Raw genomic sequence first — 25,354 nt, 5'->3', positions numbered from 1 at the left:
GATAGTTAGAAGCGGCATTGTCGCTCACGGGCTACTAGCCACGCGACAACGCCCCCAATCGGCCCGTCAAGCCATGCCAGATGCCGAGCAGCGCCATCTTCAGATGTTCGCCGCGTGGTGACATGAACAAGCCATAGATCACGAGCCGCCCCGGCAGCTTCACGAGCTCGGTGGACTTCCAGCTCCAGGGCATGTAGCCACGTTTCATCAGTGCAATGCAGTTTCGGAACTGGTAATAGTGGCGCAGTGCACCATGCCCCGGATACGCGCGACCGAACACCCGCACGGGCTCGCCGCCCAGCGAATGGGCTAGCCTCAGCGCAGGCGCGCCCAACACCGAAAAACCCTTGTTGCGCGCTCGCACACACCATTCGAGATCGACGAAGTCGATAAAGAGCGCGTCATCCATCGGACCAATTGCCGGCCACGCGGCAAGATTGATGCATGACCCCGATGTGATCAGAAAATCGATCTCGATCGGACGTGTCCCAACAGGCGCAATCCGCTTGAGCCGCCACATTCCGAACCGCACGAACGGCGCAATCCCGCCCAGTCTGCCGTCCTCATAGGCTGGGCCGATGAGCGCTACCTTCGTACCGCGCGCGAGCTCGCTCTTCAGCGTAAGCGGCAGTGTGTTCAGCAATTCATCCGATGGTTCGCTGTCTTGATCGAAGAGAATCGCGCTCGTGCAGCCACACGCGATCAACGCTTCGACGCCCTGGTTGATTGCCGTGGCAATACCGAGGTTAGCTCCGTTCGGCAGATAGTGAACGCGTGGGTCGAGCCCGAGAGCTGCGGGGTCGTACACCTCTTCGGTGTTGTCGACGACCACGCAAGGCCCAAGACTGGCTAGCCGGTTCGCACGCGCGACACACCCTGCATCGGGACGGTAGAACACGACGACCGTGCCGGTCCCGGCATCGCCAACCACGCTTGCATCCATCAATCTTCGAGACAAAGACGCAGTGCTTCGTCCCACATCGGCGGTCGCAGCCCGAATGTGTTCGCAAGCTTGTCACCCGCCATCCGCGAATTTGCCGGTCGCTTCGCCGGCACCGGATACTCTGAAGCCGGGATCGGCAGCACGTTCGGGGCCTTATCGCCCATCGCGATACCAAGGATGGCCTGCGTGAAGCCATGCCACGACGTGGCGCCGCCGGCCGTCAGGTTGTAGATGCCCGAACGCTCACGCCACCACTGCGCATTGCCGCCGCGCTGAGCCGCCAATCCTTGCGCGACGACATGCGCCGTCACATCGGCAATCGTGCGCGACCACGTCGGCGCCCCGATCTGGTCGGCCACCACGCGAAGCTCAGGACGCTCCGCGCCAAGCTTGAGCATCGTCAGCAGAAAGTTCTTGCCGCGTCGGCCATAGACCCAACTCGTGCGCAGGATCAGATGCGCGCAATCACTCGCCGCAATCGCCTGCTCGCCTTCGAGTTTGGTGCGACCGTAGACGTTCTGCGGATTAACCGCATCAGTTTCCACGTACGGCGCGTCTTTCGTGCCGTCGAACACGTAATCGGTCGAATAGTGGATCAGCGTTGCGCCGCACTTCGCGGCCTCTTCAGCAAACACCTGGGGCGTTTCGGCATTGAGCCGCCGCGCCATGGCTTCGTCCGATTCGGCCTTGTCCACGGCGGTATACGCCGCAGGATTCACGATGATCGACGGCTTCGTTGCGCGCACAACTTCGCGCACGCGATCGAGATCGGCGAGATCGAGCGCCGCGCGATCAAGGCCAATCACGCGCCCCAAGCCCTGCAAGCTGCGCAGCAACTCAAACCCGACCTGACCGTTCACACCGGTAACGAGAATCGTCGGCTGGCTGTCCATCGAATCCTCACGCATAGACTTCTGCTTCCGCCAACCGCTTGCCCGCCGCATCCTTCGCCGCCAGCAACGGCTCGAAGTCGATTGGCCATTCGATACCAATTTCCGGGTCGTTCCACACGATGCTGCGCTCGTGCTCGGGGAACCAGTAGTCGGTGGTCTTGTACAGGAACTGCGCCGACTCCGAAATCACGACGAAGCCGTGCGCGAAGCCCGGCGGCACCCACAGTTGCCGATGATTCTCGGCCGAAAGGTTCACGCCAACCCACTTGCCGAAATTGGGCGAGCTGCGGCGGATATCGACGGCAACGTCGAACACCTCCCCTTCCACCACGCGCACGAGCTTGCCCTGGGCATGCTGAACCTGGTAGTGCAGCCCACGCAGAACACCCTTCGCCGAGCGCGAATGATTGTCCTGCACGAACTCGACGCCGGCTTCGACCAGTTCGTCGAATTCGCGTCCGTTGAAGCTCTCGTAGAAGTAGCCGCGCGTGTCACCGAACACCTTCGGTTCGATGATCTTGACTTCGGGGAGCGCCGTAGCAGTTACCGTGATGGCCATGCAACCTGATCCGTGAGAATGTTCAACAAATATTTACCGTACTCGTTCTTCGAAAGCGGCTTGGCAAGCCTCTGCACCTGCTCCGCATCGATCCACTGGCGGCGGTACGCAATCTCTTCCGGGCATGCAACCACAAGCCCCTGACGCTTTTGCAGCGTCGCGATGAACGTCGCCGCCTCGATCAGCGAGTCATGCGTGCCGGTATCCAGCCACGCGTAACCCCGGCCCATGATCTCGACATTCAGCGCACCGTCGCTCAGATAGCGCGAGTTCACGTCGGTGATCTCGAGCTCCCCGCGCGGCGACGGCTTGATGTCCGCCGCGATGTCGCACACGCGGTTGTCGTAGAAGTACAGGCCCGTCACCGCATAGTTCGAGCGCGGCTGCGCCGGCTTCTCCTCGATCGACAGCGCCCGGAAGCCCTTGTCGAACTCGACCACGCCATAGCGCTCCGGATCGTGCACGTGATACGCGAACACCGTCGCGCCCGTGTCCTGCGCATCCGCGCGCTCGAGTTGCTTCGCCAGATCGTGGCCGTAGAAGATGTTGTCGCCGAGAATCAGCGCCGACGGGTCGTTGCCCACGAACTCCCGGCCGATGATGAACGCCTGCGCGAGCCCGTCCGGCGACGGCTGTACCGCGTACTGGATGTTCATGCCCCACTGGCTGCCGTCGCCGAGCATCGCCTCGAAGCGCGGCGTGTCCTGCGGCGTCGAGATGATGAGCACGTCGCGGATGCCCGCCACCATCAGCGTCGACAGCGGGTAGTAGATCATCGGCTTGTCGTACACCGGCAGCAGCTGCTTGGAGACCGCGTGGGTGATCGGATAGAGCCGCGTGCCGGAACCGCCGGCGAGAATGATGCCTTTGCGCGCCATGTCGGGTGCCCTTACGCGCGCTGCGCGTAGTTCGTTTCGACCCACTTGCGGTAGTCGCCCGAGGCAACCTCGTCGGCCCAGGCCTGGTTATCCAGGTACCAGCGCACCGTCTTCGCAAGACCCGTTTCGAACGTCTCGGCCGGCTTCCAGCCCAGTTCGCGCTCGAGCTTGCGCGCGTCGATCGCGTAGCGGCGGTCATGGCCGGGGCGATCCGTCACATAGGTGATCTGGTCGCGATACGAGCCCGCAGCCTTCGGCCGCATCTCGTCGAGCAGGTCGCACAGCGTGTGCACGACCTCGAGGTTCTTCTTCTCGTTCCAGCCGCCCACGTTGTAGGTCTCGCCAGACTTGCCGCGCGCGAGCACTTCGCGGATCGCGCTGCAGTGGTCGCCCACATAGAGCCAGTCGCGCACGTTCTGGCCGTCGCCGTACACGGGCAGCGGCTTGCCGGCGAGCGCGTTGGCAATCATCAGCGGAATGAGCTTTTCGGGGAACTGGTACGGACCGTAGTTGTTCGAGCAGTTCGTGGTGAGCACCGGCAACCCGTACGTATGGTGGTAGGCGCGCACGAGATGGTCCGAGCCGGCCTTGGTGGCCGAGTACGGGCTGTTCGGGGCGTACGGGGTGGTTTCCGAGAATTGGGGATCCGTAGCCGAAAGCGAACCGAACACTTCGTCCGTGGACACGTGCAGGAAGCGGAAGGCGGCCTTTTCCGTCTCGGGCAGGGTGTTCCAGTACTGGCGCGTGGCTTCGAGCAGCGTGAAGGTGCCGACGACATTGGTCTGAACAAAGTCAGCCGGACCATGGATCGAGCGGTCGACATGGCTTTCCGCCGCGAAATGCAGCACGGCGCGCGGCTTGTGCTCGGCGAGCAGCGCGTCGAGCGCGGCGCGATCACAGATGTCCACGCGCGCGAACACGTGATTCGGATTGCCCTGCAGCGAGCGCAAGGTTCCAAGATTGCCCGCGTAGGTCAGCTTGTCTACGTTCAGAACGGCTTCGTCGGATTGACGGAACCAGTCAAGCACAAAGTTGGCGCCGATAAAGCCGGCACCGCCCGTTACCAGGATCATGGAACTCCCTTTTTTGACGCGAGATTGGAGGCTGGTCTGGCGCGAATCCCCGTGGCCAGACGCTCGAAAGAATGCTGTAAACAATGGACTTCAGGCACGATAACGGCTGATTTTATCCACGCAGCATACTTTGGCTCTGATTTTGTAACAGCAATTATACGGGCAGCCTGAGCGAAAGCCATACCCCTAACATCTTGAAACAGCTTGACAATTTCTGACCTTCTCGCTCCAGCGCGCAAATATTCGATTGCGGTTCGACGACTCGCCTGCGTCAATTTGCGCCCAAACGAACGAGACAATTCATCCGCGCTCATACCGCAATCGTTTTCCTGTGATACCGTCGTCTACTTGCCCCGAGACACAGTCACGCTCACCCGCAGCTTATCCGCACCTGTTTTCGCTTCGATGACCACGCACGCGCCATTTCCGCCGCCTCTCGCTTTTGGCGATCTTCAAGGCTGTCTTACCCCATTTCGCGAACTGCTTGCCAAGGCCGGCCCTTCCGCCGACACCCCGCTCTGGTTCGCGGGCGACCTCATCAATCGCGGCCCCGATTCGCTGGAGACGCTGCGCGAGGTAATCGCGCTCGGCGACCGCGCGGTGGCGGTGCTCGGCAATCACGATCTGCACCTGCTTTCGGTGTCGGCGGGCATCCGCAAGTCGAAAAAGGGCGACACCATCGACGACATCCTCAGCGCTCCCGATGCCGAGGATCTTCTGCACTGGGTGCGCCATCGTCCGATCGCGCATTACGACCAGGGCATGCTGATGGTGCACGCCGGCGTGCTGCCGCAATGGGATGTGGAACTCACGCTGGAACTCGCGCGCGACTTCGAAAAGGCGTTGCGTGGCGACAACTGGAAAGAAGTGCTGGCCGGCCTCTACGGCAACGAGCCGAGCCGCTGGTCGAAGAATCTGAAGGGGATCGAGCGGCTGCGCATCACCTGCAGCGCGCTTACGCGCATGCGCTTTTGCAACGCCGATGGCGTCATGGACTTCTCCACGAGCGGCGGGCTCGATTCCGCTCCTCCAGGTTTTATGCCGTGGTTCGACGCGCCTGGACGCAAGACCGATAACGCCACCGTGGTGTTCGGCCATTGGGCGGCGCTTGGCCTCACGTTGCGCGAAAACCTGATCGGCCTGGACTCGGGCTGCGTTTGGGGCGCGCATCTTTCGGCGGTCAGCCTGCAAGCCGATCCCGATCAGCGCGTGCTCACCCAGGTACCCTGCTCGAGCTGCCGCGCGGTCTCGGGCTGAACGCGCGGCGCGCAAGCGCCCTGCCTTAAGCGTCAACCCCGCTGCGCAGCCCCTGCCGATCCACCCGCGCCGGCGAGCGCAGCACCTCCAGCGCCTCCCCCACCGCGCCGTGCGCTTGCGCCGCGAGCCTGCGGCGATCATCGCCCGGCTCGATCGCCTCGCATACATACACATGCGCCGTAATCGGCCCGGCCTTGAGCAACATATCGAGCGACTCTTTGAGCGAGACATCGTCGATATACGCTGGTGCGGCCGACTGCCGCCCCAGCGCGTCTTCATAGAGGATGCAGATGGGCTGCACCGGCGCGCCCGCCGACACTGGCGCCTGGAACATATTTGCGTGAAACGGCTTGATCGCGAGGCCGTCGGTGGTCGTACCCTCCGGGAACACGCACATCAGTTCGCCGCGCCCAAGGCGCGCCGCCAGTTCGTGCATGATGCGGTGCGCGTCGCTGCGCCTCTCGCGCTCGATGAACACGGTGTCCAGATTCTGCGCGAACCAGCCGATCAGCGGCCAATGGCGGATCTCGGCCTTCGAGACGAACGGCGTCGGCCGCCACGCGTTGATCACGTAGATGTCGATCCACGAAATGTGATTGCTCACGACGAGCGCGCCCGCGTCGAGCCGCGCCGCGTCGTTATGCACGACGATCTTCATGCCGCACAGTTCGAGCATCCGGCGCGACCAGGCGCGGTTCATGGCGTGGCGCGCTTGGGGCGTCGCGCGCGGAAAGCGCACGCCGACGGTCCAGGCGCCGCGCAGCAGGTGCCCGAGCAGCCGGGCTTTGCGTATAAAGAGCCTCATGGGGATATGAATGTCGATGGCGGTCGCGAGTGCGCTCGATGAGCCTCAATGATGTCCGGCGTCGCGCTCGAAGCCGATGCGCCCCGCCACCAGCGTTGCGCGCACCACGGCGGGCAGTTCGTAGCCGAGGAACGGCGTATTGTGCCCCTGGCTCTTGAGCGCGCGCGGCTCGACGCGCCAGTGCGCGTTCGTATCGAACACGCAGAGGTCGGCGGGCGCGCCTACGGCAAGTCGCCCTGCCTCTCGCCGCATCACGCCGGCAGGCGCCGAAGTGATGCGCGCCAGTGCCTTCGCAAGCGGCACCCCTGCTTCCTGCGCCCACTTCACCGTAAGCGACAGCAGCAGTTCGAGCCCGCTCGCGCCCGGCGTGGCTTCGGCGAACGGCAGCAGCTTCTCGTCGTCGTCCACGGGGGTGTGCTGCGAACAGATCGCGTCGATGGTGCCATCGGCGAGACCCGCGCGAATCGCCTCGCGGTCGCGTTGCTGGCGCAGCGGCGGGTCGAGCCGGAACTGGGCATCGAAATAGCCGATGTCCATGTCGATCAGATGCACGTGGTTGGCCGTGACGTCGCAGGTCACGGGCAGGCCTTCGGCCTTCGCCGCGCGCATGAGCTCAACGCCCGCCGCCGACGAAAGATGCTGAACGTGCACGCGCGCGCCCGTCACGCGCATCAGCTCGAAGAGCGTGAAGAGCGCGATGGTTTCCGCGCTCACCGGCACGCCCGAAAGCCCGAGCCGCGAAGCCAGCGCTCCGCTTGCGGCCACACCGCCCTTCGCGAGATACGCGTCCTGGGGGCGCAGCCACACGGCGTAGCCGTAGGTGCTCGCGTACTGAAGCGCGCGCAGCAGGACCTGCGTGTCGGCGATCGGCTTGTCGGCCTGCGTGAAGCCGATGCAGCCGGCTTCGGTGAGCGAAACCATCTCGGTGATCACGTCGCCCTTCAGGCCGACCGTGAGCGCGCCGAGCGGATATACATGCGCGCGTTCGAGCTTGCCCGCGCGGTACTTGAGCATCTCGACCAGGCCCGCTTCGTCGAGCACCGGATCGGTGTCGGGCGGGCACACGAGGCTCGTCACGCCGCCCGCGAGCGCCGCGTTCATTTCCGAGTCGAGCGTGGCCTTGTGCTCGTAGCCCGGCTCGCGCAGCCGCGCGCTCAGGTCGACGAGACCCGGCGCGACCATGAGGCCCTTCGCGTCGAGCGTTCGGTCCGCGTGAAAGCCGGCAGGCGCGGCGCCGAGCGCGGCAATCTTGCCGTCCGCGATGTACACGTCCTGCTGCGTTTCGGTTCCTGCCGACACATTGGCTGGATCGATCAGCGTGCCGCCTTGAATGTGAATCTTCATGCGCTGCCCTTGTAGTTCTCGCCCGTTCATTCGTTATTACCGGCGACGATGCCCATCACCGCCATGCGCACCGCAATGCCGAAGCTCACCTGGTTGAGGATCACCGACTGCGGGCCGTCCGCGACCTGCGAATCGATTTCAACGCCGCGGTTCATCGGCCCCGGGTGCATCACGATCGCATCGGGCGCGGCGAGCGCGAGCCGCTCGGGCGTCAAGCCCCAGCTCTTGAAGTACTCCTGCGCCGATGGCAGCAGCGCCCCGCTCATGCGCTCGTTCTGCAGGCGCAGCATGATGATGACGTCGACGTCCTTCAAGCCTTCGTCGAGGTTATGGAACACGCGCACGCCCATCTGCTCGAGTCCGCCCGGCAGCAGCGTGCGCGGGCCGATCGCGCGCACTTCGGGCACGCCGAGCGTGGTGAGCGCGTGGATGTCCGAGCGCGCGACGCGCGAATGCAGGATGTCGCCGACAATCGCCACGCGCAGATTCGTGAAGTCGCGCTTGTAATGGCGGATCGTGTACATGTCGAGCAGGCCCTGCGTCGGGTGCGCGTGGCGCCCGTCGCCGGCGTTGATCACGTGCACGTGCGGCGCGCAATGCTCGGCGATCAGGTACGGCGCGCCGCTCGACGCGTGGCGCACGACGAACATGTCGGCGTGCATCGCCGAGAGATTGCCGATGGTGTCGAGCAGCGACTCGCCCTTGCTCGTAGACGAGGCGTTGATGTTCAGGTTGAGCACGTCCGCCGAGAGGCGCTTGGCCGCGATCTCGAAGGTCGTGCGCGTGCGCGTGGAGTTCTCGAAGAACAGGTTGAACACCGACTTGCCGCGCAACAGCGGCACTTTCTTTACGTCGCGGTCGGTAACGCTCACGAACTGCGTGGCGGTGTCGAGAATGTGCGTGAGGATCGCGCGCGGCAGGCCCTCGATCGTGAGCAGATGCTTGAGTTCGCCGTTCTTCGTGAGCTGCGGATTGCCCTTCAAGAAACCGTAGCGAAAGCGCTTGTCGTCCGGTGCGGCTGGTGCCGGCGTGGGCTGTGTGTTCATCGCGAAATTCCTGCGCGGGTGTCTGACTGGATCTGGCCGGGTCTCGGCGGATCCGCTGGTATCGGTATCGGGTTCGGTGATGTTGCCCGAGCGTGGCGGTGCTTAATGGCTTCGCTCAGGCTTCGCTCAGGCCTCGTTCTGGCAGTGCGGTTCAGTGCGCCTCGCGCGGTTCGATGCGCAACGCGAAGCGGCCATCGTCGGCGCGCTCGAGCACGAGCGTCGACTCCGGGTCCGCCTGCCGCATCTCGCCGCCGGTGAAGCGCGCCGCCACGGGCAACTCGCGCCCGCCGCGGTCGACGAGCACGGCCAGCTCGACCGAAGCGGGCCGGCCATAGTCGTAGAGTTCGTTGAGCGCCGCGCGCACGGTGCGCCCGGTGTGCAGCACGTCGTCGACGAGCAGGATGCGGCGGCCTTCCACTTCGAACGGCAGCGCGGTCGGGCTCGCCTGGCTGTGCAGGCCCTTCTTCGCGTAATCGTCGCGATGCAGCGCGACGTTCACCACGCCCCATTGCGTGGCTCCAAGGTCGTGCGCGAGCCGTTCGGCCAGCCATGCGCCGCCGCTATGGATGCCGGCAATCGCCATGCCATCGGGCGCACCGAACGTGTCGGCCGGGTAAGCCGCGCGAATCTGCTCGAGAACGGCGCGGTACAGCGCCTCGGCGTCGGGTGTGTTCATCACGGGAATTATTGGGGCGTGTTTTCGTCGAGGTACTGCTGGAGGATCACGCAGGCCGCTTCGGCGTCCACATGCTCGGCGCGCTCGCCGCGTTCGCGCAGGCGCGCTTCGGCATCGACGGAGGAATAGCGCTCGTCCACCCAGACCACGGGCAGATTGAAGCGGCCGTTCAGTTGATTGCCGAAGCGTTTGGCCAGCTTCGTCATGACGTGCGGCGTGCCGTCGGGATGACACGGCAGGCCCACCACGAGCAGATCGGGTTGCCATTCGCGCAGCAGCGCGCTGACGGCTTCGAAGCGATAGTCGATGCTGCGGTTCTGGATCACGGTGAGCGCGCGGGCGCTGCGCGTGAGCGCATTGCCGAGCGCCACGCCAATGCGTTTCTCGCCGTAGTCGAACGCCAGCAAGGTCGCCTCGGCAGCGCCTCGCCCTCGCCCTGCCGCCACGCTCATGCGTGGCCCGCCTCGCCCGAAAGCATCGTCGACGAAATGCCGAGCAGCGCGAGCGCCGCTTCGAAGCGCTCTTCGGCGGGCACGTCGAACACGATCTTCGGATCGGCTTCGACTGTGAGCCAGCCGTTCTTCGAGATTTCGTCTTCGAGCTGGCCCGCGCCCCAGCCGGCGTGGCCGAGCGTGAGCAGGAACTGCTCGGGTCCGGTGCCGCTGGCGACGGCTTCGAGCACGTCCTTCGAGGTGGTCATTTCGAGGCCGCCGGGCACCGACATCGACGAGGTGTAGTTCGTGCCGGTCTTGGGCGCGTGCAGGACGAAGCCGCGCTCGGTCTGCACCGGGCCGCCGAAATAGACGGGCACGTGCAGCAGCGGTTCGATTTCGAGCTTGAGGTCGATACGCGAGAACAGCGCTTCCAGATCGATATCGGTAGGACGATTGATCACGAGGCCGAGCGCGCCGCGCTCGGAATGATCGCAAAGGTAGACCACCGTTCCTGAAAACGTGGGGTCCGCCATGTTCGGCATGGCGATCAGGAACTGGTTGGTCAGATTGATGCGATCGTTACTCTTGGACATGGTTTGAATTCTAGCAAAGACGATACGGAACGGCGGCTGGCCTCAACGCACTTTCCAGCGCTCCGTAGCAATTAGGTGATCACTCTATCACGCGCAGCCGACCCGGCGGCATGGCCGCCGAGGCGTATGTGGACGCACCTGTGCGCCAACGCACGCCGGACAAAGCGATGCGCTTCAACGCGGCGCGAGTTGCGCCGCCGCGCCCGCTTCGCCAACACCACTGGTTGCGCCCGCCGCAATTGCCGCGCCAAGGGCGCGCACCGCCGCGCTCGCATCGGGTTGCGCGACGCCCGCCGCCACCTTGTGCAACATCGCGCGCAGCGCCTCGTTGGCGTGTTCGATCGCCTGCGCGCCCGGTGCTTCCACGGCCACGTAGCCCGACGCTGCTTGCGCCCCCTGCGCCCCCCGCGCCCCGCCAGCCGCCGCGTGCGCGGTGCGCCGCCAGGCAAGGCCGAGCGCGTCGGAGAGCAGGCCCACGTGGCCAAGCCCGAGCGCCCACGCCGCCGCGCCGATGCGATACGCCGCATCCGCCGCTACAAGCGCCGCCGCGCAATCCACGGGCGCACCCGCAGGCCGCAGCGACAGTGCGCGAGACGCCGTGCCAAGCTCCAGCATGGCGGCATCGGCGGTCTGCAGGAAATCTTCGTACGCGTTGCCGTTCACCACAAGCGCACCCAGCTCGCGCGTGGGCGCCACGCGCGCCGCCAGCGCATCGGCCTGCGCGCTGCCCGCCTCCCACAACGCCTCGGAGGCCTGGGTGCCCGCAACGTGCCAATCCACGGTCAGGCCGTAGTCGAGCAGCAGATCGACATCGGCGGTATCTTCCGCTGCGGCGCCGAAGAGCGCGTAATCGCGCCACAACACCGCCAGCGCCACGCACACGAACGACTGAGGTGCAACGCGCAGGCCGCGCGCCTGCTCGGCAATCAGCAGATTGCAACGCGCGTAAAACGAGCGCATGGGGCCATCGCCCCAGATCGTCACGCCGTTGCGCAGCACCCGGGCGCAAGCGGAGGCAAGACGCCAGAAGTCGTAGACATCGGCGCTCGCGAGCTCCGCGATGCACGCGTCCAACTCGCCGAACGCGGCCTGCGCGAACTGCTCCGCCGCACGGCTGCCGTTGGCCATGCGCGCCTTCAACGCGGGCAGCAAGGCCGCCTCGTAGCGCGCCCGAATCTGCGCGAGCCGCTGCCCCGGTTGCGCGGCCAGCGTGGCGACCGCAATGGGCCGACCAGACAGCGCGACATCCTCGTAAGCAAGCACGACGCCAGCCCCATGCGAGGCGAGCGCCTCGAACAGCACGCGCTGGCGCGCATACAGCACCGGCGAGCACGCCAGTTCACGCAGATTGTGACGCTCGAGCGCGCCGACCAGATCGATCAGCGCATCGCGAAAGGCCTCGCGAATGTGGCCCTCATCTGCTCCATCGTGTTCGTGCGCGGGCCGCGGCGGCATGCCGGGCGGCGGCGGCGCGGGCACCGATGCCGCCAGCGCGAGCGGCGAGGCCAGCAGCAACGTATCCGCAAAGCGCGCCGCCGCGAACCAGCCCGCGTCGCGCAACGCGCGCGCCGCCTGGCGCAGCGGCCGCGCGACATCGCGCTGTTCGTCGAGCGCGGCCAGCGCCTGGGCGAGCGCCGCGTGCGCGAACGGCACATGCCCCCCGCGCGGATTGGGCAACGCTTCGAAACGGGCAACCGACGTCGTATGAAGGCTCATGAGACAGTGCCTGGAACAGTTGCGATGCGGTGCAAAAAGCGGCGAGCCGGCCGGCTGGCCGACTACCGCCTCGCGCGAAGACCGGCGGGATCAGGCAAAAAGCGCGGACGCCAACCACGGGCGCCACGGAAAGCCGGCAAAACGTTCGACAACGGTACTAAAAACAGCTGATGAAGACCAGGCCGAAGCCTCGCCCAAGACGCGTCAGATCTGGACCATCTCGAAGTCTTCCTTGCGTGCGCCGCACTCAGGGCAGGTCCAGTTGATGGGAACATCCTCCCAGCGCGTGCCGGGGGCGATGCCTTCGTCTGGCAAACCGGCTTCTTCATCGTAGATCCAGCCGCAGATCAGGCACATCCAGCTTCTATATTCCATTCTTATGCCGCGTCGAAAAGTCCAAAAAACCGCCTGCGGACAAGCGCCGCGGACGATCGGGAAAACTATCGGGAAAAACAGGAGCCATGATGGTACCGTGTTGCCGATTCCATGCCTAGCAACTGTGACGGCACCCAAGTCCTGCGCCTGACGCGCTGTCAACACGAGAAAATCCCTCGTGGGCAGCAGGTCATCCGTCCCCCGCAACCGCTTCCAGGCCGCATAATTGAACCGTCGGCGCGAGATGGCCGCGCCAGCATCCGCTACAACCACGAGCCAACCCAACACTTCGCGTCAACGTACATGCCCGGCGACACCCCTCCCATCGTCCTTACCTTCGGCCTTTCCGACCCGACCGGCGGCGGCGGCCTGCAAGCCGACCTGCTCACGCTCGCCAGCATGGGCTGCCACGGCGTGAGCGTGCTCACCGGCTACACCGTGCGCGACTCGGCCGGCTGCGACGAAGTCACCGGTCTCGACCCCGAAACCGTCGCGGCCCAGGCACGCATGCTGCTGGAAGACATGCCCGTGGCGGCGTTCAAGGTGGGCGCGGGCACGCGCGCAGAAGTGGTGAGCGCGATCGCCGAAGTGGTGGCCGACTACGACGAGATGCCGCTCGTTGTCGCGCCCGACTTCACGCTCGACGACGAGCACGTGCTCGCCGCCGACGAGTTGCGCGAAGTGGTCACCGATCTGCTGGTGCCGCAAACCACCGTGCTGGTCGCCGACGTCTCGGTGCTGCTCGCGCTCGCGCAGCCCGACGGCGACGCCGATACGCCCAGCATCGACACCGCGATCTCGCATCTGCTCTCGACAGGCTGCGAATACATTCTCTCGATGGAAACGGGCTCGCACCGCGTGGTGAACACGCTCTATAGCGAAGAGGGCCAGTTGCGCCAGGACTTCTGGGACCGCTCGAATCAGCCGATGATGGGGCTGGCCGACACGCTCGGCGCGGCGATCGCCGCGCTGCTCGCGAACGGCCAGGAGCCGCCTGAGGCGGTGCGCGAGGCGCAGGAGTATCTCTATCAGGCCGTGCAGAACGCGTTCCGGCCGGGTATGGGTGCGTGGATGCCGGACCGGTTTTTTTGGGCGCGGAGTAATGATGCGGAAGGCGATGCCGAGGGCGACGATGCGTCGCCAGGCGACGCCTGATTCCAGACCGCAGACTGGACCGCACAAAAGAAAAACCCCGCAGCGATAAACTGCGGGGTTTTTCTTTTCAGGCTTGGGGAAACGCACCTCACGGCGCGTCCCCCGCACTTCAACGTAATTCCGGCGCGAGCCGTTCTTACATATCCATGCCCATGCCGCCCATGCCGCCGGGCATGCCGCCAGGCATCGGAGCATCTTCCTTCGGCACTTCAGCAACGGCTGCGTCCGTCGTCAGCAGCAGGCCTGCGACCGAAGCTGCGTTTTGCAGCGCCGTGCGCGTGACCTTCGTCGGGTCGACCACGCCGGCTTCAACCATGTCGACGTACTCGCCCGTCGCTGCGTTGTAGCCGTAGTTGCCCTGGCCAGCTGCAACCGCTGCCACGACCACCGAAGCTTCTTCGCCGCCGTTCGTGACGATCTGGCGCAGCGGCTCTTCCATTGCGCGCAGGACGATCTTGATACCTGCGTCCTGGTCTGCGTTGGCGCCCTTCACGCTGGCGATTGCCGTACGTGCACGGATCAGCGCGACGCCGCCGCCCGGGACGATGCCTTCTTCAACGGCAGCGCGGGTTGCGTGCAGCGCGTCTTCCACGCGTGCCTTCTTTTCCTTCATTTCGACTTCGGTCGCAGCGCCAACCTTGATCACTGCAACGCCGCCTGCCAGCTTGGCAACGCGCTCTTGCAGCTTTTCACGGTCGTAGTCCGAGGTCGCTTCTTCGATTTGCGTGCGGATTTGCTTCACGCGCGCTTCGATGTTCGCGGCTTCGCCTGCGCCGTCGATGATCGTCGTGTTTTCCTTGCCCACTTCGATGCGCTTCGCTTGACCGAGTTCGTTCAGCGTTGCCTTTTCGAGCGTGAGGCCGGTTTCTTCAGCGATGACCTGGCCGCCGGTCAGGATCGCGATGTCTTCCAGCATGGCCTTGCGACGGTCGCCAAAGCCCGGAGCCTTCACAGCAACGGTCTTCAGGATGCCGCGGATGTTGTTGACGACCAGCGTGGCCAGTGCCTCGCCTTCGACGTCTTCAGCGATGATCAGCAGCGGACGGCCAGCCTTCGCGACTTGTTCCAGAACCGGCAGCAGGTCACGGATGTTCGAGATCTTCTTGTCGAACAGCAGGACGAACGGGTTTTCCAGAACAGCGACTTGCTTGTCCGGGTTGTTGATGAAGTACGGCGAGAGGTAGCCGCGGTCGAATTGCATGCCTTCGACGACTTCGAGCTCGTCTTGCAGCGACTTGCCGTCTTCGACGGTGATGACGCCTTCCTTGCCGACCTTGTCCATCGCTTCAGCGATACGGTCGCCGATCGACGTGTCGCTGTTTGCCGAGATCGAGCCGACTTGAGCGATTTCCTTGTTGGTCGTGCAGGGCTTGCTGACCTTGCGCAGCTCTTCGATGGCTGCTGCAACGGCCTTGTCGATGCCGCGCTTGAGGTCCATCGGGTTCATGCCCGATGCGACGTACTTCATGCCTTCGCGCACGATCGACTGTGCCAGGACCGTAGCGGTCGTGGTGCCGTCACCGGCGTTGTCGCTGGTCTTGGAAGCAACTTCCTTGACCATTTGCGCGCCCATGTTCTGGAGCTTGTCCTTGAGCTCGATTTCCTTGGCGACCGAGACACCATCCTTGGTGACCGTCGGGCCGCCGAACGAGCGCTCGAGGACCACGTTGCGGCCCTTCGGACCCAGCGTGACCTTCACTGCGTTGGCGAGAATGTTCACGCCTTCAACCATCTTGGAACGGGCGGAATCGCCGAACACGACGTCTTTAGCTGCCATCTTCTAACTCCTTGAATTCTTGATGAATGAGCGGTGGTCTGAACTTACTTGTTCACCACGGCCATGATGTCTTCTTCGCGCATCACGAGCAGTTCGTTGCCGTCGACCTTGACGGTCTGGCCTGCGTACTTGCCGAACAGGACGCGGTCGCCGACCTTCACGTCGAGCGCGATCAGGGCGCCCTTGTCGTCGCGCTTGCCCGGGCCGATGGCCAGGACTTCACCTTGATCCGGCTTTTCTGCCGCTGCGTCCGGGATCACGATGCCCGAAGCGGTCTTGGTTTCTTGATCCAGGCGCTTGACGATCACGCGATCATGCAAAGGACGAAGGTTCATGGATAGATCCTCTATCTTGGTTGGGACTTGAAGAGACAAAACCTGGCTGACGACAACCACCAGCCAGCGATGTTTGGCACCAGAGTTGTTAGCACTCTCATGCGGTGAGTGCTAATTATATGGACGAGGAATGACAAATTCAAGAACGGGCCGGATGGGTTTTTTTCGGGTGCGGGAGCGGCCTAAAAGAGCCAAATTTTGAACCCCGGTGACCTGGATTCGAGTTCACCGCGCCGGCGCAAGCCGCGCAATACCGGTCATTTTTTCATTAAGAAACAATTACTTATCGAGACCGCTCGCTGGACTGTGGATTGTCTGGTGACACCGAGCCCCATGGCGGGCTGCCATGACCCTGATATCGCGCCCCAATTTTAGTCAGCGTCCCAGGGGATTCCCGTAAACATCGACTCACTGACGAATGGTCTGGATCCGCCCCGATTTAACCGCCGCCTTCAAAATCTCCCAGTCGGCTTCATTCCGGTCGGCATAAGCGAGTGCGAATCGTTCGATTGCGTCGTCGAAGGCGTTCGACTTGCCCATATAGCCACAAAGGAGTGCCGGATCGCCCGCCTTGGCCATCGAATGGGCCAGTGCGTGCGCGCAGGAGACCGCATATTCGCCGAGATCCTCGACATCGAAGGTGGTGAAATCGAAGGCGCCTTTCATGTCCCGCAACTGGCGCACGTAGAAGTCGTTTCCCGTGTGCCGCATCTTCGACCACCCCAGGAAGATATCGCTCGCCGACTGCAGCAGGCGCTGTCCGTTAACCACCCGCTGGCCGTGATTCGGAAAGCGGCTCGGCGGCACATAACCCTCCAGCACCGAAGCGCGCGCCTCCTTCAATTGAAGGAACAGCGGGGACTCTCCATCGGCCATGAAAAGCGCCTGATAGCACCGCGTCCCGACCGAGCCGATGCCCACGACGCGAATGGCGACATCCACGAGTTCATAGCGGTCGAACAATGCGCGCCGGTCATCGGGCAGCGTCAAGCGGTAGTCGGCAAAAAATCGCCGGACCTGCGCCTCGTACTGCTTTTGGTCGTGCGGGCTCGCCAGCGGAACGTGATACACGAGCGGCGGCGCGTCCTTGATGCGCAGCTTGCCGTTGACGATCTCGGTGGCGTGCCCCATCTCGGAACGCGACGACTGCAGCCGCGCCTTCTCGATCACCGCCAGTTCTTTCTGTTTTTCCTCCAGCGTATCGGCAATCGCGAGCATGCTCGCGGCCCTGAACTGGTAGTACCAGACGTCGAGCGTATCCATCTGGCCGAACCTGGCGATCTGTTGCCGGAACGTCTCGCACAGCCGCCGCACCACGGCGCGCTGATCGCGCGTCGCCAATCCGCGTTCGCGCGCGGCGATCACGAACGAGGTCGCCAACCTGCGCACATCCCAGTCGAACGGGCCAGGCAGCGTTTCGTCGAAGTCGTTGGGTCCGAACAGGATGCGCCGCTCCGGGCTCGCGAACAGTCCGAAGTTCGCGAGGTGCGCATCGCCGCCTAGCTGCACGGTCACGCCGGAATTCGGCAGCTTCGAGAGGTCATGAGCCATCAGCGGCGCGGCGCCGCGATAGAACGCAAACGGATTCGCGACCATGCGTGCGTAGCGAATCGGTATCAGCTCGGGCACCCGGCCCACGTTGGATGCGTCGAGCAACGCGAGCGGATCGCGATCGTCGAGCCTGCACACCGCCAGCTTCGCGCGCGGCGCCTTTTTGCGCGCCGCCTTGCCGTGCCCCATTCGCGACGCCAGCGAGCCGCGCCCGCCAAACAGCATGGACGGATCTTCGAGCGCAGCCGCAACTCCCAGGCCAGCGGGTTCCTTCGCAGGAACATTGCGCTTATCTGCAACGGTTTTAGGCACGCGTCATCCCCTCTTGGTATTCATTCGCTTTCGCCTGGTTTCGCATTGTCGGGCGACGCCGCCGATGTGTCCGGCGCGACGTTGCCGAGCGCCTCGATCGCGGCATCGACCGTCGCGAAGATCTCGCGCTGCGCGCCTCGCGCACGCAGCGCCTTGTAGCGCTCGATCTCGCGGCGCACGCCCGTTGGAAGCGCGACGGCCGCAATGCCGATACCGCGCCGGTCGAGCTCCTCAGCCAACTGTATCAACGCCTTGCCGCCGGTGTAGTCGATGTTGTTGATCACCGACGCATCGATCACCACCCAGCGCGGCGCCGGATTCGCTTCGTTCACGAGCATCAGCACTTCCTCGGTGAAGCGTCCGGTGTTCGCATAGAACAGGTCGGCTTCGAACCGGTAGACGACAATGCCTGGCACCGCGAACAGATTCGGCTCGACGCGATGCGGAACCCAGTGGCCGGAGGGACTGCGCGTGAGCACGCGCGTATGCAGGCGGTAGCTATGCCGAACATGAGCGATCAGCGACAGCACGACAGCGGCGAGAATGCCGTGCATCACGTCGACGAACACGACCACGCCCGCCGTCAGCAAGGCGACGATCAATTCGTCCTTCTGCATGCGATAGAGCTCGGCCATGCCTTTCGCGTCGATCAGCTTCACGCCGATCATGAAAACGATTGCCGACAATACCGCCGCGGGCAGCAGGCTCAGCGGGCGCGTGAGGAACAGCAGCACCAGCAGCACGATGGCGGCCGTCGTGAGATGCGCGATCTGGGTGCGGCCGCCCGCTTCGTCGACCATCTCGGTCTTGGTCGGACTGCCATTCACGACGAAGGTCCCCGTGAATGCCGCCGCGGCGTTCGCGGCCGCGAGCCCGACGAGGTCCGCGTTGTCGTCGCCCTTCTCGTTGTAACGGTTGGCATAGGCGCGCGCGGTCGCCGCGCTCTGCGCGATGATGACGATGAAGCACGAGGCGGCCGTGACCAGCACCTCGTTGACATCGGCCGCCGTCAGGCGCGGCAGGAACAGCGACGGCAGGCCGCCCGGCACATCGCCCGTTACCGCGATGCCGCGCCCAGCGAAATCGAAAACGCCGCTTGCAAGAATCGAGCCGATCACGGCGATCAGCGCACCGGGCGCGCGCGGCGCGAAACGCTTGCAGCCGATGATCACCGCCAGCACGCCGAACGAAAGCGCCGCGGTTGCAAGGTGCGCTGCGGGGATGCGCTCGAATGCGGAGACGGCTTGCATGATCGGACCATGCCCCTCTTTCGGCAGCCCGATCAGCCCGGCGAATTCGCCAGCGGCGACCTGCACGCCCACGCCGGTCAGAAAGCCGATCAATGCGCTGCGAGAAAGGAAGTCGGCCAGAAACCCCAGCCGGAACACCCGCGCGATCACGAGCATCACGGCAACCGCGAGGGCCACCGTGCTGGTGAGCCCGACGTATTTCGGACTTCCCAACGCAGCGACGGTCGTAAGCTCGCCCGCAAGGATGGCGGCGGTTGCGGAGTCCGCCGCGACCACCAGTTGCCGCGACGCACCCAGCACCGCGAACGCGATCAGCGGCAGCAATATCGTATAGAGCCCGGTCACGGTGGGCGTGCCGGAAATCTTCGTGTACCCCATCACTTCGGGAATGCCGAGCGCGGCGAGCGTGATGCCCGCAACGATGTCGTGCGGCAACTGGGCAGGCTTGACTGGCAAGACGCCTTGCAGAAATGGCAGGCGATGCGGACGGGACTCCGTGGCAGCAGCCGGTTTCATGTCGTCGCCTCCAGCGGGTGTCGTGGCGAGATTGTCCCGTCCCAAAACGCTCAAAATCCGCTGAAAACCTGCTTTAAACCGTTTGTCAGGAAATGCGGCAGGGGATGGGATCCGATTGAGACAACAGCAAACCTGATTCGAGACTGACACCGTCGTCTCTTTTATACGAATAGTCAATAGTCACGCGCCCCACCCAATCACACTGGGTTAGCTAGCGAACGGAAACTATCGATAGCTGTTGATAGCTTCCCGGAAGACAACGCGTGTCGAAGAGACTTTGGTCCAAACCCGGCCTCATCTTGTTTGATTCCAGACCGCGTCCGGTGAATGCCGCCAATCCCGTCTTGGCGCCGGACCCAAGTCCGCGCTCCAGGCGCGCTTCGACTGGAGCCGGTCGCATTCGTTACGCCGTTCCAGTATCCGAAGCTATCTTCAACGCGATTCGAGGTCGTTGAGAGATGACGCACTTTATCGATTTCGAAGCAGACGCCGCATCGCCCATCGGGTGCGAGCCGTTTGATCTCATCGTGGTTGGCAGCGGTGCTGCCGGGTTGACCATCGTGCGCGAACTGTCCGGCCATGGGCTGAAGATTCTACTTCTGGAAAGCGGTGGACTCGAGGAGTCTTCCAACCACGAGGCGCTGAACAAGGTGGAAGTACAGGGCGCCCTCAACGACGCAAACATGCGTGAAGCGCGTCAGAAATTCCACGCATATCAATTGAAGTTCTGGAGCGCCGAAATTCAGAAGTTCGGCGTCCGATGCCGTGTGCTGGGGGGATCGACGACGGGCTGGGCAGGCAAGGTTGCGCCCTTCGACACGACGGATTTTATTCAGCGCGACTGGATACCGAACTCCGGATGGCCAATCGATTCCGCCACCATCGCACCTTATATCGACCGGGCAGCCGAATGGCTCGATTTGGGACCGACCATCCACGACCGCACGTTCTGGGGCACCGCGAAACTGAAGGAACCAACCGAAGTCTCGCGAATGCAGCACTTGACGTCCTACTTCTGGCAATTCTCCCGCTCGCGTCACGACGCAAAGGACATCATGCGATTCGGGCCCGACTTCATGCGAGAAGCGCATGACAACGTGACGGTCCTTTTTAACGCGACGGTCTCCGCAGTGAATGTCGATGCAGACGGGATAACGGGCGTGCATATCATCTCGTCGCTCTCAGGTAGCAGGAGGCGAACCGTTGAATCGGCGCACGTGGTGCTTGCCGCCGGCGCGATAGAGAATGCGCGCTTACTGCTCATGTCGAAAGATCTCGCGGGCGGCGCGCTGGGAAATCAGCATGACGTAGTCGGACGCTACCTGACGGACCATCCGTGCATCGCGCTGGGCGTTGTTTCGCCCGATAGCCACGCGCGTGTCGCCACATTGCTGGGCTTTTTTCCATTGCGCCTGAAGTATCGGGCCTTTATGTATTTTCACGGACTCGCTCTTCGCCATGAGGTGCAACAAGGCGAGCGTCTGCCCAACATGGCCGTTTTTGCGCACATGCGTATTTCCGATGATGACCCAATGGTCGCGCTCAAGCGGTTGATCAGGCGGCAGAGCGAGCGTCCGGTGTCGGACGTGCTGTTGGTTGTGAAAAGTTCGGGAATCGTCTTGAGTCTCATCGGTCGCAAAATCCTGGGCAGCCAGAAAGTGCCCTACCGGCTGCGCCGCGCGATTGCAGACGCCGCAGTTCTGCTGAATGCCAATTTTGTGGCCCGAGACTATGTGACCAAAGGCACGGCGCGAAAAATCGAAGCGCTGACGCTCAATCTGATCTGCGAGCAAACACCGCTGCCCGAAAACCGTGTCACCCTCTCCGACAAGCGCGATCGCCTCGAACTCCCGCTGGCCCATGTCACCTGGGAGCCGGGAGTTTTCATGAGGCGCTCCGTGCTGAGGTTCTCGCAACTGCTGAAACAGGATCTATCCGCCGCAGGTATCGGCTTCGAATTTGCTCCAGAGCTGGCAACCGGTGACATGACAAAGCTCGTCTTGCACGATATGGCCCATACCGCCGGGACTACGCGAATGGGGATGAACCCCGCGACGAGCGTCGTGGACGACACGTGTCAGGTACATGGCATACGCGGCCTTTACGTGGCAGGCGCTTCTGTCTTCCCGACGAGCGGACATGCCAATCCGACGATGGTTATCATGGCCCTCGCAATCCGGCTGGCCGACCATCTTAAAACGCGAGTGGTGGCGCACCGCCTGACGCACTTCGAGAGCTGACGCATAGGGATCCGTCTCCTGAGGCGCTTATGCTTTCATAAAACCAACATTTATCAAACGCTGAGCCAACTTACAGGAAAGAACCTTCACCGAACAGGCTAAATTTCCCGTTATGCGTGCGGCGGCGCACAAACGCGCCGATTATTTAATACTCACAATATGCGTCATGTATGCAACGCAACTGTCCCGACGCATCAATCCAACGTAAATCCACACTCCCTCATACAAGAGAAAAATCAGGAATTCAGGTACGAGATGAGGCGCGACTTTGAAAATCCCTATGAAGTTAGCGTAATAATTCCACACTACAATCGCGTTGATCTGCTTTTTATCGCCATAGAATCTATATCCAGACAAACCATCGCTCCCCGAGAAATTATTGTTATAGATGACGCATCGGGACTGCAGTTCGAATTGCCAAGTCATTGTGGAGACAACATTGCGTTGCGCCTGATTCGCGAGCCCGAGAATCGCGGAGCGGCGTGGTGTCGAAACAGGGGCATAGAGGAAGCGACTGGCGACCTGATCGCTTTTTTGGATGCAGATGACCGATGGCTACCGGACAAGCTGGAACGATGCATTGCCGCGCTTGGCCCCAAGCCTCCTCAGCACGCCGCGCGGGTGTTGTTCAGTAACGTCATGCTCGTCGATGGGAGCCGGCGCAGACTTGGCAACCCGTTTCCATACGATGGTCAATCGATGTTCGACTTCATTTTACTGGAAGGCGGATATTGCCAAACATCATCCATTATGATGTGGCGTCATCAGTATCCGCTGATTAGCTTCGACGTATCTTTGCGCCGTCATCAAGATTGGGATTTTGCAATCAATGCCGAGATGGCGGGCAGCGAATTCATCTATATGCACGACGCCTTGGTTGAATATTCATTGAGCGCAAATTCCAAAAGACTATCTGCCGGGACCAATTACGAGCCAAGCTTGACGTTTCTTGGAAAATACGAAAAATTCATGTCAAAGCAGCACATGTCACGGTTTGTATTCAATGTATTGATTTACAAAAATCTTGACTTACTTTCAAGATTTCAAATCGCCAAAAAACTGATGTCGAACGAAATAAAACTACCCGGAAAAGGAAAGATATCATCTTTTATGCGATTGATTGCAGGGAGAAGCGGAATCAATATGATCAAGCGAATGAAGCGAAAAATTTGAATTCGACACGCTACTCGACCAGATGCCTTTGGCTGCCACGACCCTCCACCAGTGCGCGCCCGAATGACGATCCTGTAGAATCGACAAGCACCGCCGACTATGGATTCCAGGCATTCAATGTCCTTTTCTCCCCTACCGCCGCCCTCGTCACAAGACGTGCATATCTGGCAGTGGGATCTCGATGACTGCGGCGATTTCAATCTGGACTGGCAGATATTGTCGGCACAGGAACGCGAGCGCGCCGACAAATTCCACTTCCAATTGCATCGCCATCGCTACGTGGCGGGACGAGGCGCGCTCAGGCGAATCCTCGGCCGCTATCTGGCGCTACCACCTCAGGCAATCGCGCTTGGCTATGGGCCGGAAGGCAAGCCCTTTTGCGCGGCCCAGCCGCCCGATGGGAAAATTTGCTTCAACCTCAGCCACAGCGAGAACACGGCCGTTCTTGCAATCTCGAACGGTTTCGAGGTCGGCGTCGATGTCGAACTCGTTCGCCCGATCGAAGAGTCTATGCCCCTCGAAGTCTTTTCCCCCCGGGAGCGCGCCGAGTTCACCGCGTTAGCAAATGCCGAACGGCAAAATATTTTCTTTGAAACCTGGGTGCGCAAAGAAGCCTGTCTGAAAGCGCTAGGCACCGGCTTCATGCTGCCAGCCAGCCACTTCGAGTTCGATCTTTCCGGCCGCGGTGACACGACACCTCGCCTGGTCGGCGGCAAGGCACAGGAAGCCACACATTGGCGCATTCGAACCCTCCCGGTGGGTCCGGCCTGCGTCGGAGCGGTGGCGGCCCGGCGCACGGACTGGTCAATTCTCAAGATGAATTGAGCGGCGGCGGCTACACGAGCCGTCCTTACGATTGCGCGCCAATTCTGGCGTTTCAGGCGTTCGCTCCATTGCGGCTTCGCCGGTATTGCGTTGCCCACCGAACACAGTCGTCCCGCCTGGGCCGCTAGACTCACTGACAGCTACGGCCAGAGTGTGAGGCGGCTTTCTTGGGGTTGTAGGTCCCGGACGACAGGGGGTTGTGATGGCTCCGAGAAGCAGCAGATACGATGCACTCGACGGTTTGAGAGGCGTCGCCGCCATTGCAGTGATGCTGCTGCATATTACCCAGGGCGCCATATTCAAGAACGCATACGTGGCGGTCGATCTGTTCTTCATGCTGAGCGGCTTTGTCATTGCTCACTCTTATCGCGCACGGCTCCTCGGCGGCATGACCGCATATGAATATGTAAAAAGACGCATTATCCGACTCTATCCAATGCTCGTGATTTCGTTGCTGCTGGGCTTGCCCGTATTGATCGAGGCAGGAACGCTCGGCATATCGAACTATCCGATGCGCAGCATCATCTCTGGAACTATCTCCAACCTGTTCTTCACGCCGTACATTGCCCATTACGGCATCGCGAACATGGCGTCGCCGGGCGCCAATGCTACGGCCTATCTCACGATCGGCGAAATATTCCCGACGAATCCCCCCGCGTGGTCGCTTTTCTTTGAAATGGTAGCAAGCATTGCGTTCGTGTTCATCATCCGGCTGGGCAGGCCCGCGATGCTCAAGATCATCTTCGCGAGCGGCCTCATGCTTCTGATATCAGGCATCCTCACCAGTTTCGAGATTCATGGGCACTCAATCGTCGATCTCGAAGATGGTTCGGTTGGCAGAGGAATCGATGGCGGGTTCTATCGCGTAATGTTCGGCTTCACGATTGGCGTCCTGCTCTATAAAACAAAAATCTCCGGCGTCGATCTCCGCATGATAGATGGGCTGAAACAAGTGCTTCGAAATTCATACGGCTTGTATGCCGTGGCACTGCTCCTGTTCATGTTTCCGATGTCGCTTCGCGGCATGTACCCGGTGTTCGCCATTTTCTGCGTCGCACCTTGCCTGGTGATGGTCGGCGCCAATCTGACCTGTGCGGGCGTGTTCGAAGCGAAAATCGCGCGGTTTCTCGGCTGGCTCTCCTACCCGATTTATCTCCTGCATTTTCCGATCGGCCGAGCCGTATTCATGCTTGTCGGCACGCCGAACGGATCGGTGATTGTTCCGGCACTCGTCACATGCGCAATCACGCTCGTGAGCGCAATCATCGTGACGAGATATGTCGAGGAGCCCGTGCGCGCTTTCCTGTCGAAGCGATTTGCAGGACAACCGGCGCTGACACCGAGTGGATTGACGGATCGGAACGCTGGATGATCACCGGCTCGCATTGGCGCACACGGGGCCATGCCTCGTCGGGAACCCTCGTGTAGTGATTGTTGCGTCGCACCGTATGTGCGAAGGCGAACGGATAGGCAACCCGCAAGAAGATTAAATTTAACTTACAGCACATGCCGCGCTTGAGACACGGATCAGACGCGCATCGCCTCGTGCTGCTTGCACCATCCGTGACCGGCCGCTGATATGTGCGCGAATTGCGCTCGCATCGCGAGACGTGGCTCATCGCAAGGCC

General features: G+C 62.4%; 23 protein-coding genes. 6 read left to right on the top strand and 17 right to left on the bottom strand.

The features are described from left to right. Positions 1 to 34: 34 nt before the first annotated feature. From NH14_RS10845 to rfbB, 5 genes are read right to left on the bottom strand one after another with little or no spacing between them, the layout of a single operon-like run. On the bottom strand, positions 35 to 943 hold the full coding sequence (locus tag NH14_RS10845) for a glycosyltransferase family 2 protein (protein ID WP_035526551.1): 909 nt from the start codon (positions 941 to 943) through the stop codon (positions 35 to 37). Then, positions 943 to 1,851 carry a dTDP-4-dehydrorhamnose reductase gene (gene rfbD, locus NH14_RS10840; RefSeq protein ID WP_035526553.1) on the bottom strand — a complete coding sequence of 303 codons (909 nt, stop codon included), beginning with the start codon at positions 1,849 to 1,851 and terminating at the stop codon, positions 943 to 945. The genes NH14_RS10845 and rfbD overlap by 1 nt, the downstream gene beginning before the upstream one ends. After that, positions 1,844 to 2,395 (bottom strand): dTDP-4-dehydrorhamnose 3,5-epimerase, encoded by a 552-nt coding sequence (rfbC, locus tag NH14_RS10835; RefSeq protein ID WP_035526555.1) that lies wholly within the window; start codon positions 2,393 to 2,395, stop codon positions 1,844 to 1,846. Before rfbC ends, rfbD begins: the two co-directional genes overlap by 8 nt. Further along, the gene (gene rfbA, locus NH14_RS10830) at positions 2,380 to 3,273 is read right to left on the bottom strand and encodes a glucose-1-phosphate thymidylyltransferase RfbA (RefSeq protein ID WP_035526557.1); all 894 of its coding nucleotides are present in this window, start codon (positions 3,271 to 3,273) and stop codon (positions 2,380 to 2,382) included. The genes rfbC and rfbA overlap by 16 nt, the downstream gene beginning before the upstream one ends. 11 nt (positions 3,274 to 3,284) lie before the next feature. Then, positions 3,285 to 4,346, bottom strand: a complete 1,062-nt coding sequence (rfbB, locus tag NH14_RS10825) for a dTDP-glucose 4,6-dehydratase (protein ID WP_035526561.1) — start codon at positions 4,344 to 4,346, stop codon at positions 3,285 to 3,287. 405 nt (positions 4,347 to 4,751) lie between these two features. On the opposite strand from rfbB, the gene NH14_RS10820 reads away from it, so the two are divergent. Continuing rightward, positions 4,752 to 5,603: a symmetrical bis(5'-nucleosyl)-tetraphosphatase gene (locus NH14_RS10820; protein ID WP_035526563.1), complete on the top strand. Its 852-nt coding sequence runs from the start codon at positions 4,752 to 4,754 to the stop codon at positions 5,601 to 5,603. 25 nt (positions 5,604 to 5,628) lie between these two features. Here NH14_RS10820 and NH14_RS10815 read toward each other — a convergent pair whose 3' ends face one another. From NH14_RS10815 to NH14_RS10780, 8 genes are all read right to left on the bottom strand, one after another. Continuing rightward, a complete protein-coding gene (locus tag NH14_RS10815) occupies positions 5,629 to 6,408 on the bottom strand; it encodes a lysophospholipid acyltransferase family protein (RefSeq protein ID WP_052148052.1) in 780 nt (259 codons plus the stop codon). A 45-nt stretch (positions 6,409 to 6,453) separates the two neighbouring features. After that, positions 6,454 to 7,752, bottom strand: coding sequence for a dihydroorotase (locus tag NH14_RS10810; RefSeq protein WP_035526566.1), 1,299 nt, complete (start codon positions 7,750 to 7,752; stop codon positions 6,454 to 6,456). A gap of 26 nt (positions 7,753 to 7,778) precedes the next feature. Further along, on the bottom strand, positions 7,779 to 8,798 hold the full coding sequence (locus NH14_RS10805; RefSeq protein ID WP_035526569.1) for an aspartate carbamoyltransferase catalytic subunit: 1,020 nt from the start codon (positions 8,796 to 8,798) through the stop codon (positions 7,779 to 7,781). A gap of 151 nt (positions 8,799 to 8,949) precedes the next feature. Further along, positions 8,950 to 9,474 carry a bifunctional pyr operon transcriptional regulator/uracil phosphoribosyltransferase PyrR gene (gene pyrR / locus NH14_RS10800; RefSeq protein WP_035526572.1) on the bottom strand — a complete coding sequence of 175 codons (525 nt, stop codon included), beginning with the start codon at positions 9,472 to 9,474 and terminating at the stop codon, positions 8,950 to 8,952. Between the two features lie 8 nt (positions 9,475 to 9,482). After that, a complete protein-coding gene (gene ruvX, locus NH14_RS10795) occupies positions 9,483 to 9,926 on the bottom strand; it encodes a Holliday junction resolvase RuvX (RefSeq protein WP_035526575.1) in 444 nt (147 codons plus the stop codon). Further along, positions 9,923 to 10,501: a YqgE/AlgH family protein gene (locus NH14_RS10790; RefSeq protein WP_035526577.1), complete on the bottom strand. Its 579-nt coding sequence runs from the start codon at positions 10,499 to 10,501 to the stop codon at positions 9,923 to 9,925. Before NH14_RS10790 ends, ruvX begins: the two co-directional genes overlap by 4 nt. A 174-nt stretch (positions 10,502 to 10,675) precedes the next feature. Next, the gene (locus NH14_RS10785) at positions 10,676 to 12,217 is read right to left on the bottom strand and encodes a hypothetical protein (protein WP_052148053.1); all 1,542 of its coding nucleotides are present in this window, start codon (positions 12,215 to 12,217) and stop codon (positions 10,676 to 10,678) included. A gap of 204 nt (positions 12,218 to 12,421) precedes the next feature. Continuing rightward, on the bottom strand, positions 12,422 to 12,592 hold the full coding sequence (locus NH14_RS10780; RefSeq protein WP_008342674.1) for a rubredoxin: 171 nt from the start codon (positions 12,590 to 12,592) through the stop codon (positions 12,422 to 12,424). Between the two features lie 303 nt (positions 12,593 to 12,895). On the opposite strand from NH14_RS10780, the gene NH14_RS10775 reads away from it, so the two are divergent. Then, positions 12,896 to 13,747 (top strand): hydroxymethylpyrimidine/phosphomethylpyrimidine kinase, encoded by an 852-nt coding sequence (locus NH14_RS10775; RefSeq protein ID WP_035526579.1) that lies wholly within the window; start codon positions 12,896 to 12,898, stop codon positions 13,745 to 13,747. Positions 13,748 to 13,883: 136 nt separating this feature from the next. Here the strand turns inward: NH14_RS10775 and groL are convergent, their stop codons facing one another. From groL to NH14_RS10755, 4 genes are all read right to left on the bottom strand, one after another. Continuing rightward, on the bottom strand, positions 13,884 to 15,524 hold the full coding sequence (groL, locus tag NH14_RS10770) for a chaperonin GroEL (protein WP_035526581.1): 1,641 nt from the start codon (positions 15,522 to 15,524) through the stop codon (positions 13,884 to 13,886). Positions 15,525 to 15,568: 44 nt separating this feature from the next. Then, entirely contained in the window at positions 15,569 to 15,859 is a 291-nt protein-coding gene (gene groES, locus NH14_RS10765; RefSeq protein WP_028202123.1) for a co-chaperone GroES, read from the bottom strand. 408 nt (positions 15,860 to 16,267) lie between these two features. Continuing rightward, entirely contained in the window at positions 16,268 to 17,722 is a 1,455-nt protein-coding gene (locus tag NH14_RS10760; RefSeq protein WP_084225424.1) for a DUF2252 domain-containing protein, read from the bottom strand. A gap of 20 nt (positions 17,723 to 17,742) precedes the next feature. Then, positions 17,743 to 19,488, bottom strand: a complete 1,746-nt coding sequence (locus NH14_RS10755) for a SulP family inorganic anion transporter (protein WP_035526587.1) — start codon at positions 19,486 to 19,488, stop codon at positions 17,743 to 17,745. Positions 19,489 to 19,946: 458 nt separating this feature from the next. Here NH14_RS10755 and NH14_RS10750 point away from each other — a divergent pair, with 458 nt between their 5' ends. The 4 genes from NH14_RS10750 (at position 19,947) to NH14_RS10735 (ending at position 25,098) form a co-directional block, all read left to right on the top strand. Beyond that, positions 19,947 to 21,728 (top strand): FAD-dependent oxidoreductase, encoded by a 1,782-nt coding sequence (locus tag NH14_RS10750; RefSeq protein WP_052148054.1) that lies wholly within the window; start codon positions 19,947 to 19,949, stop codon positions 21,726 to 21,728. Positions 21,729 to 21,983: 255 nt separating this feature from the next. Next, complete coding sequence (locus NH14_RS10745; RefSeq protein ID WP_035526590.1) at positions 21,984 to 22,901, top strand: glycosyltransferase family 2 protein; 918 nt, start codon at positions 21,984 to 21,986, stop codon at positions 22,899 to 22,901. A 117-nt stretch (positions 22,902 to 23,018) separates the two neighbouring features. Next, on the top strand, positions 23,019 to 23,726 hold the full coding sequence (locus tag NH14_RS10740; RefSeq protein ID WP_035526593.1) for a 4'-phosphopantetheinyl transferase family protein: 708 nt from the start codon (positions 23,019 to 23,021) through the stop codon (positions 23,724 to 23,726). Between the two features lie 202 nt (positions 23,727 to 23,928). Next, positions 23,929 to 25,098, top strand: a complete 1,170-nt coding sequence (locus NH14_RS10735; RefSeq protein WP_035526597.1) for an acyltransferase family protein — start codon at positions 23,929 to 23,931, stop codon at positions 25,096 to 25,098. Positions 25,099 to 25,354 lie beyond the last annotated feature (256 nt).

Source organism: Paraburkholderia sacchari, assembly GCF_000785435.2.
GTDB lineage: Bacteria > Pseudomonadota > Gammaproteobacteria > Burkholderiales > Burkholderiaceae > Paraburkholderia > Paraburkholderia sacchari.
Note: the sequence above shows the minus strand (reverse complement) of the source record. Positions and strands in the feature narration are given on the sequence as shown.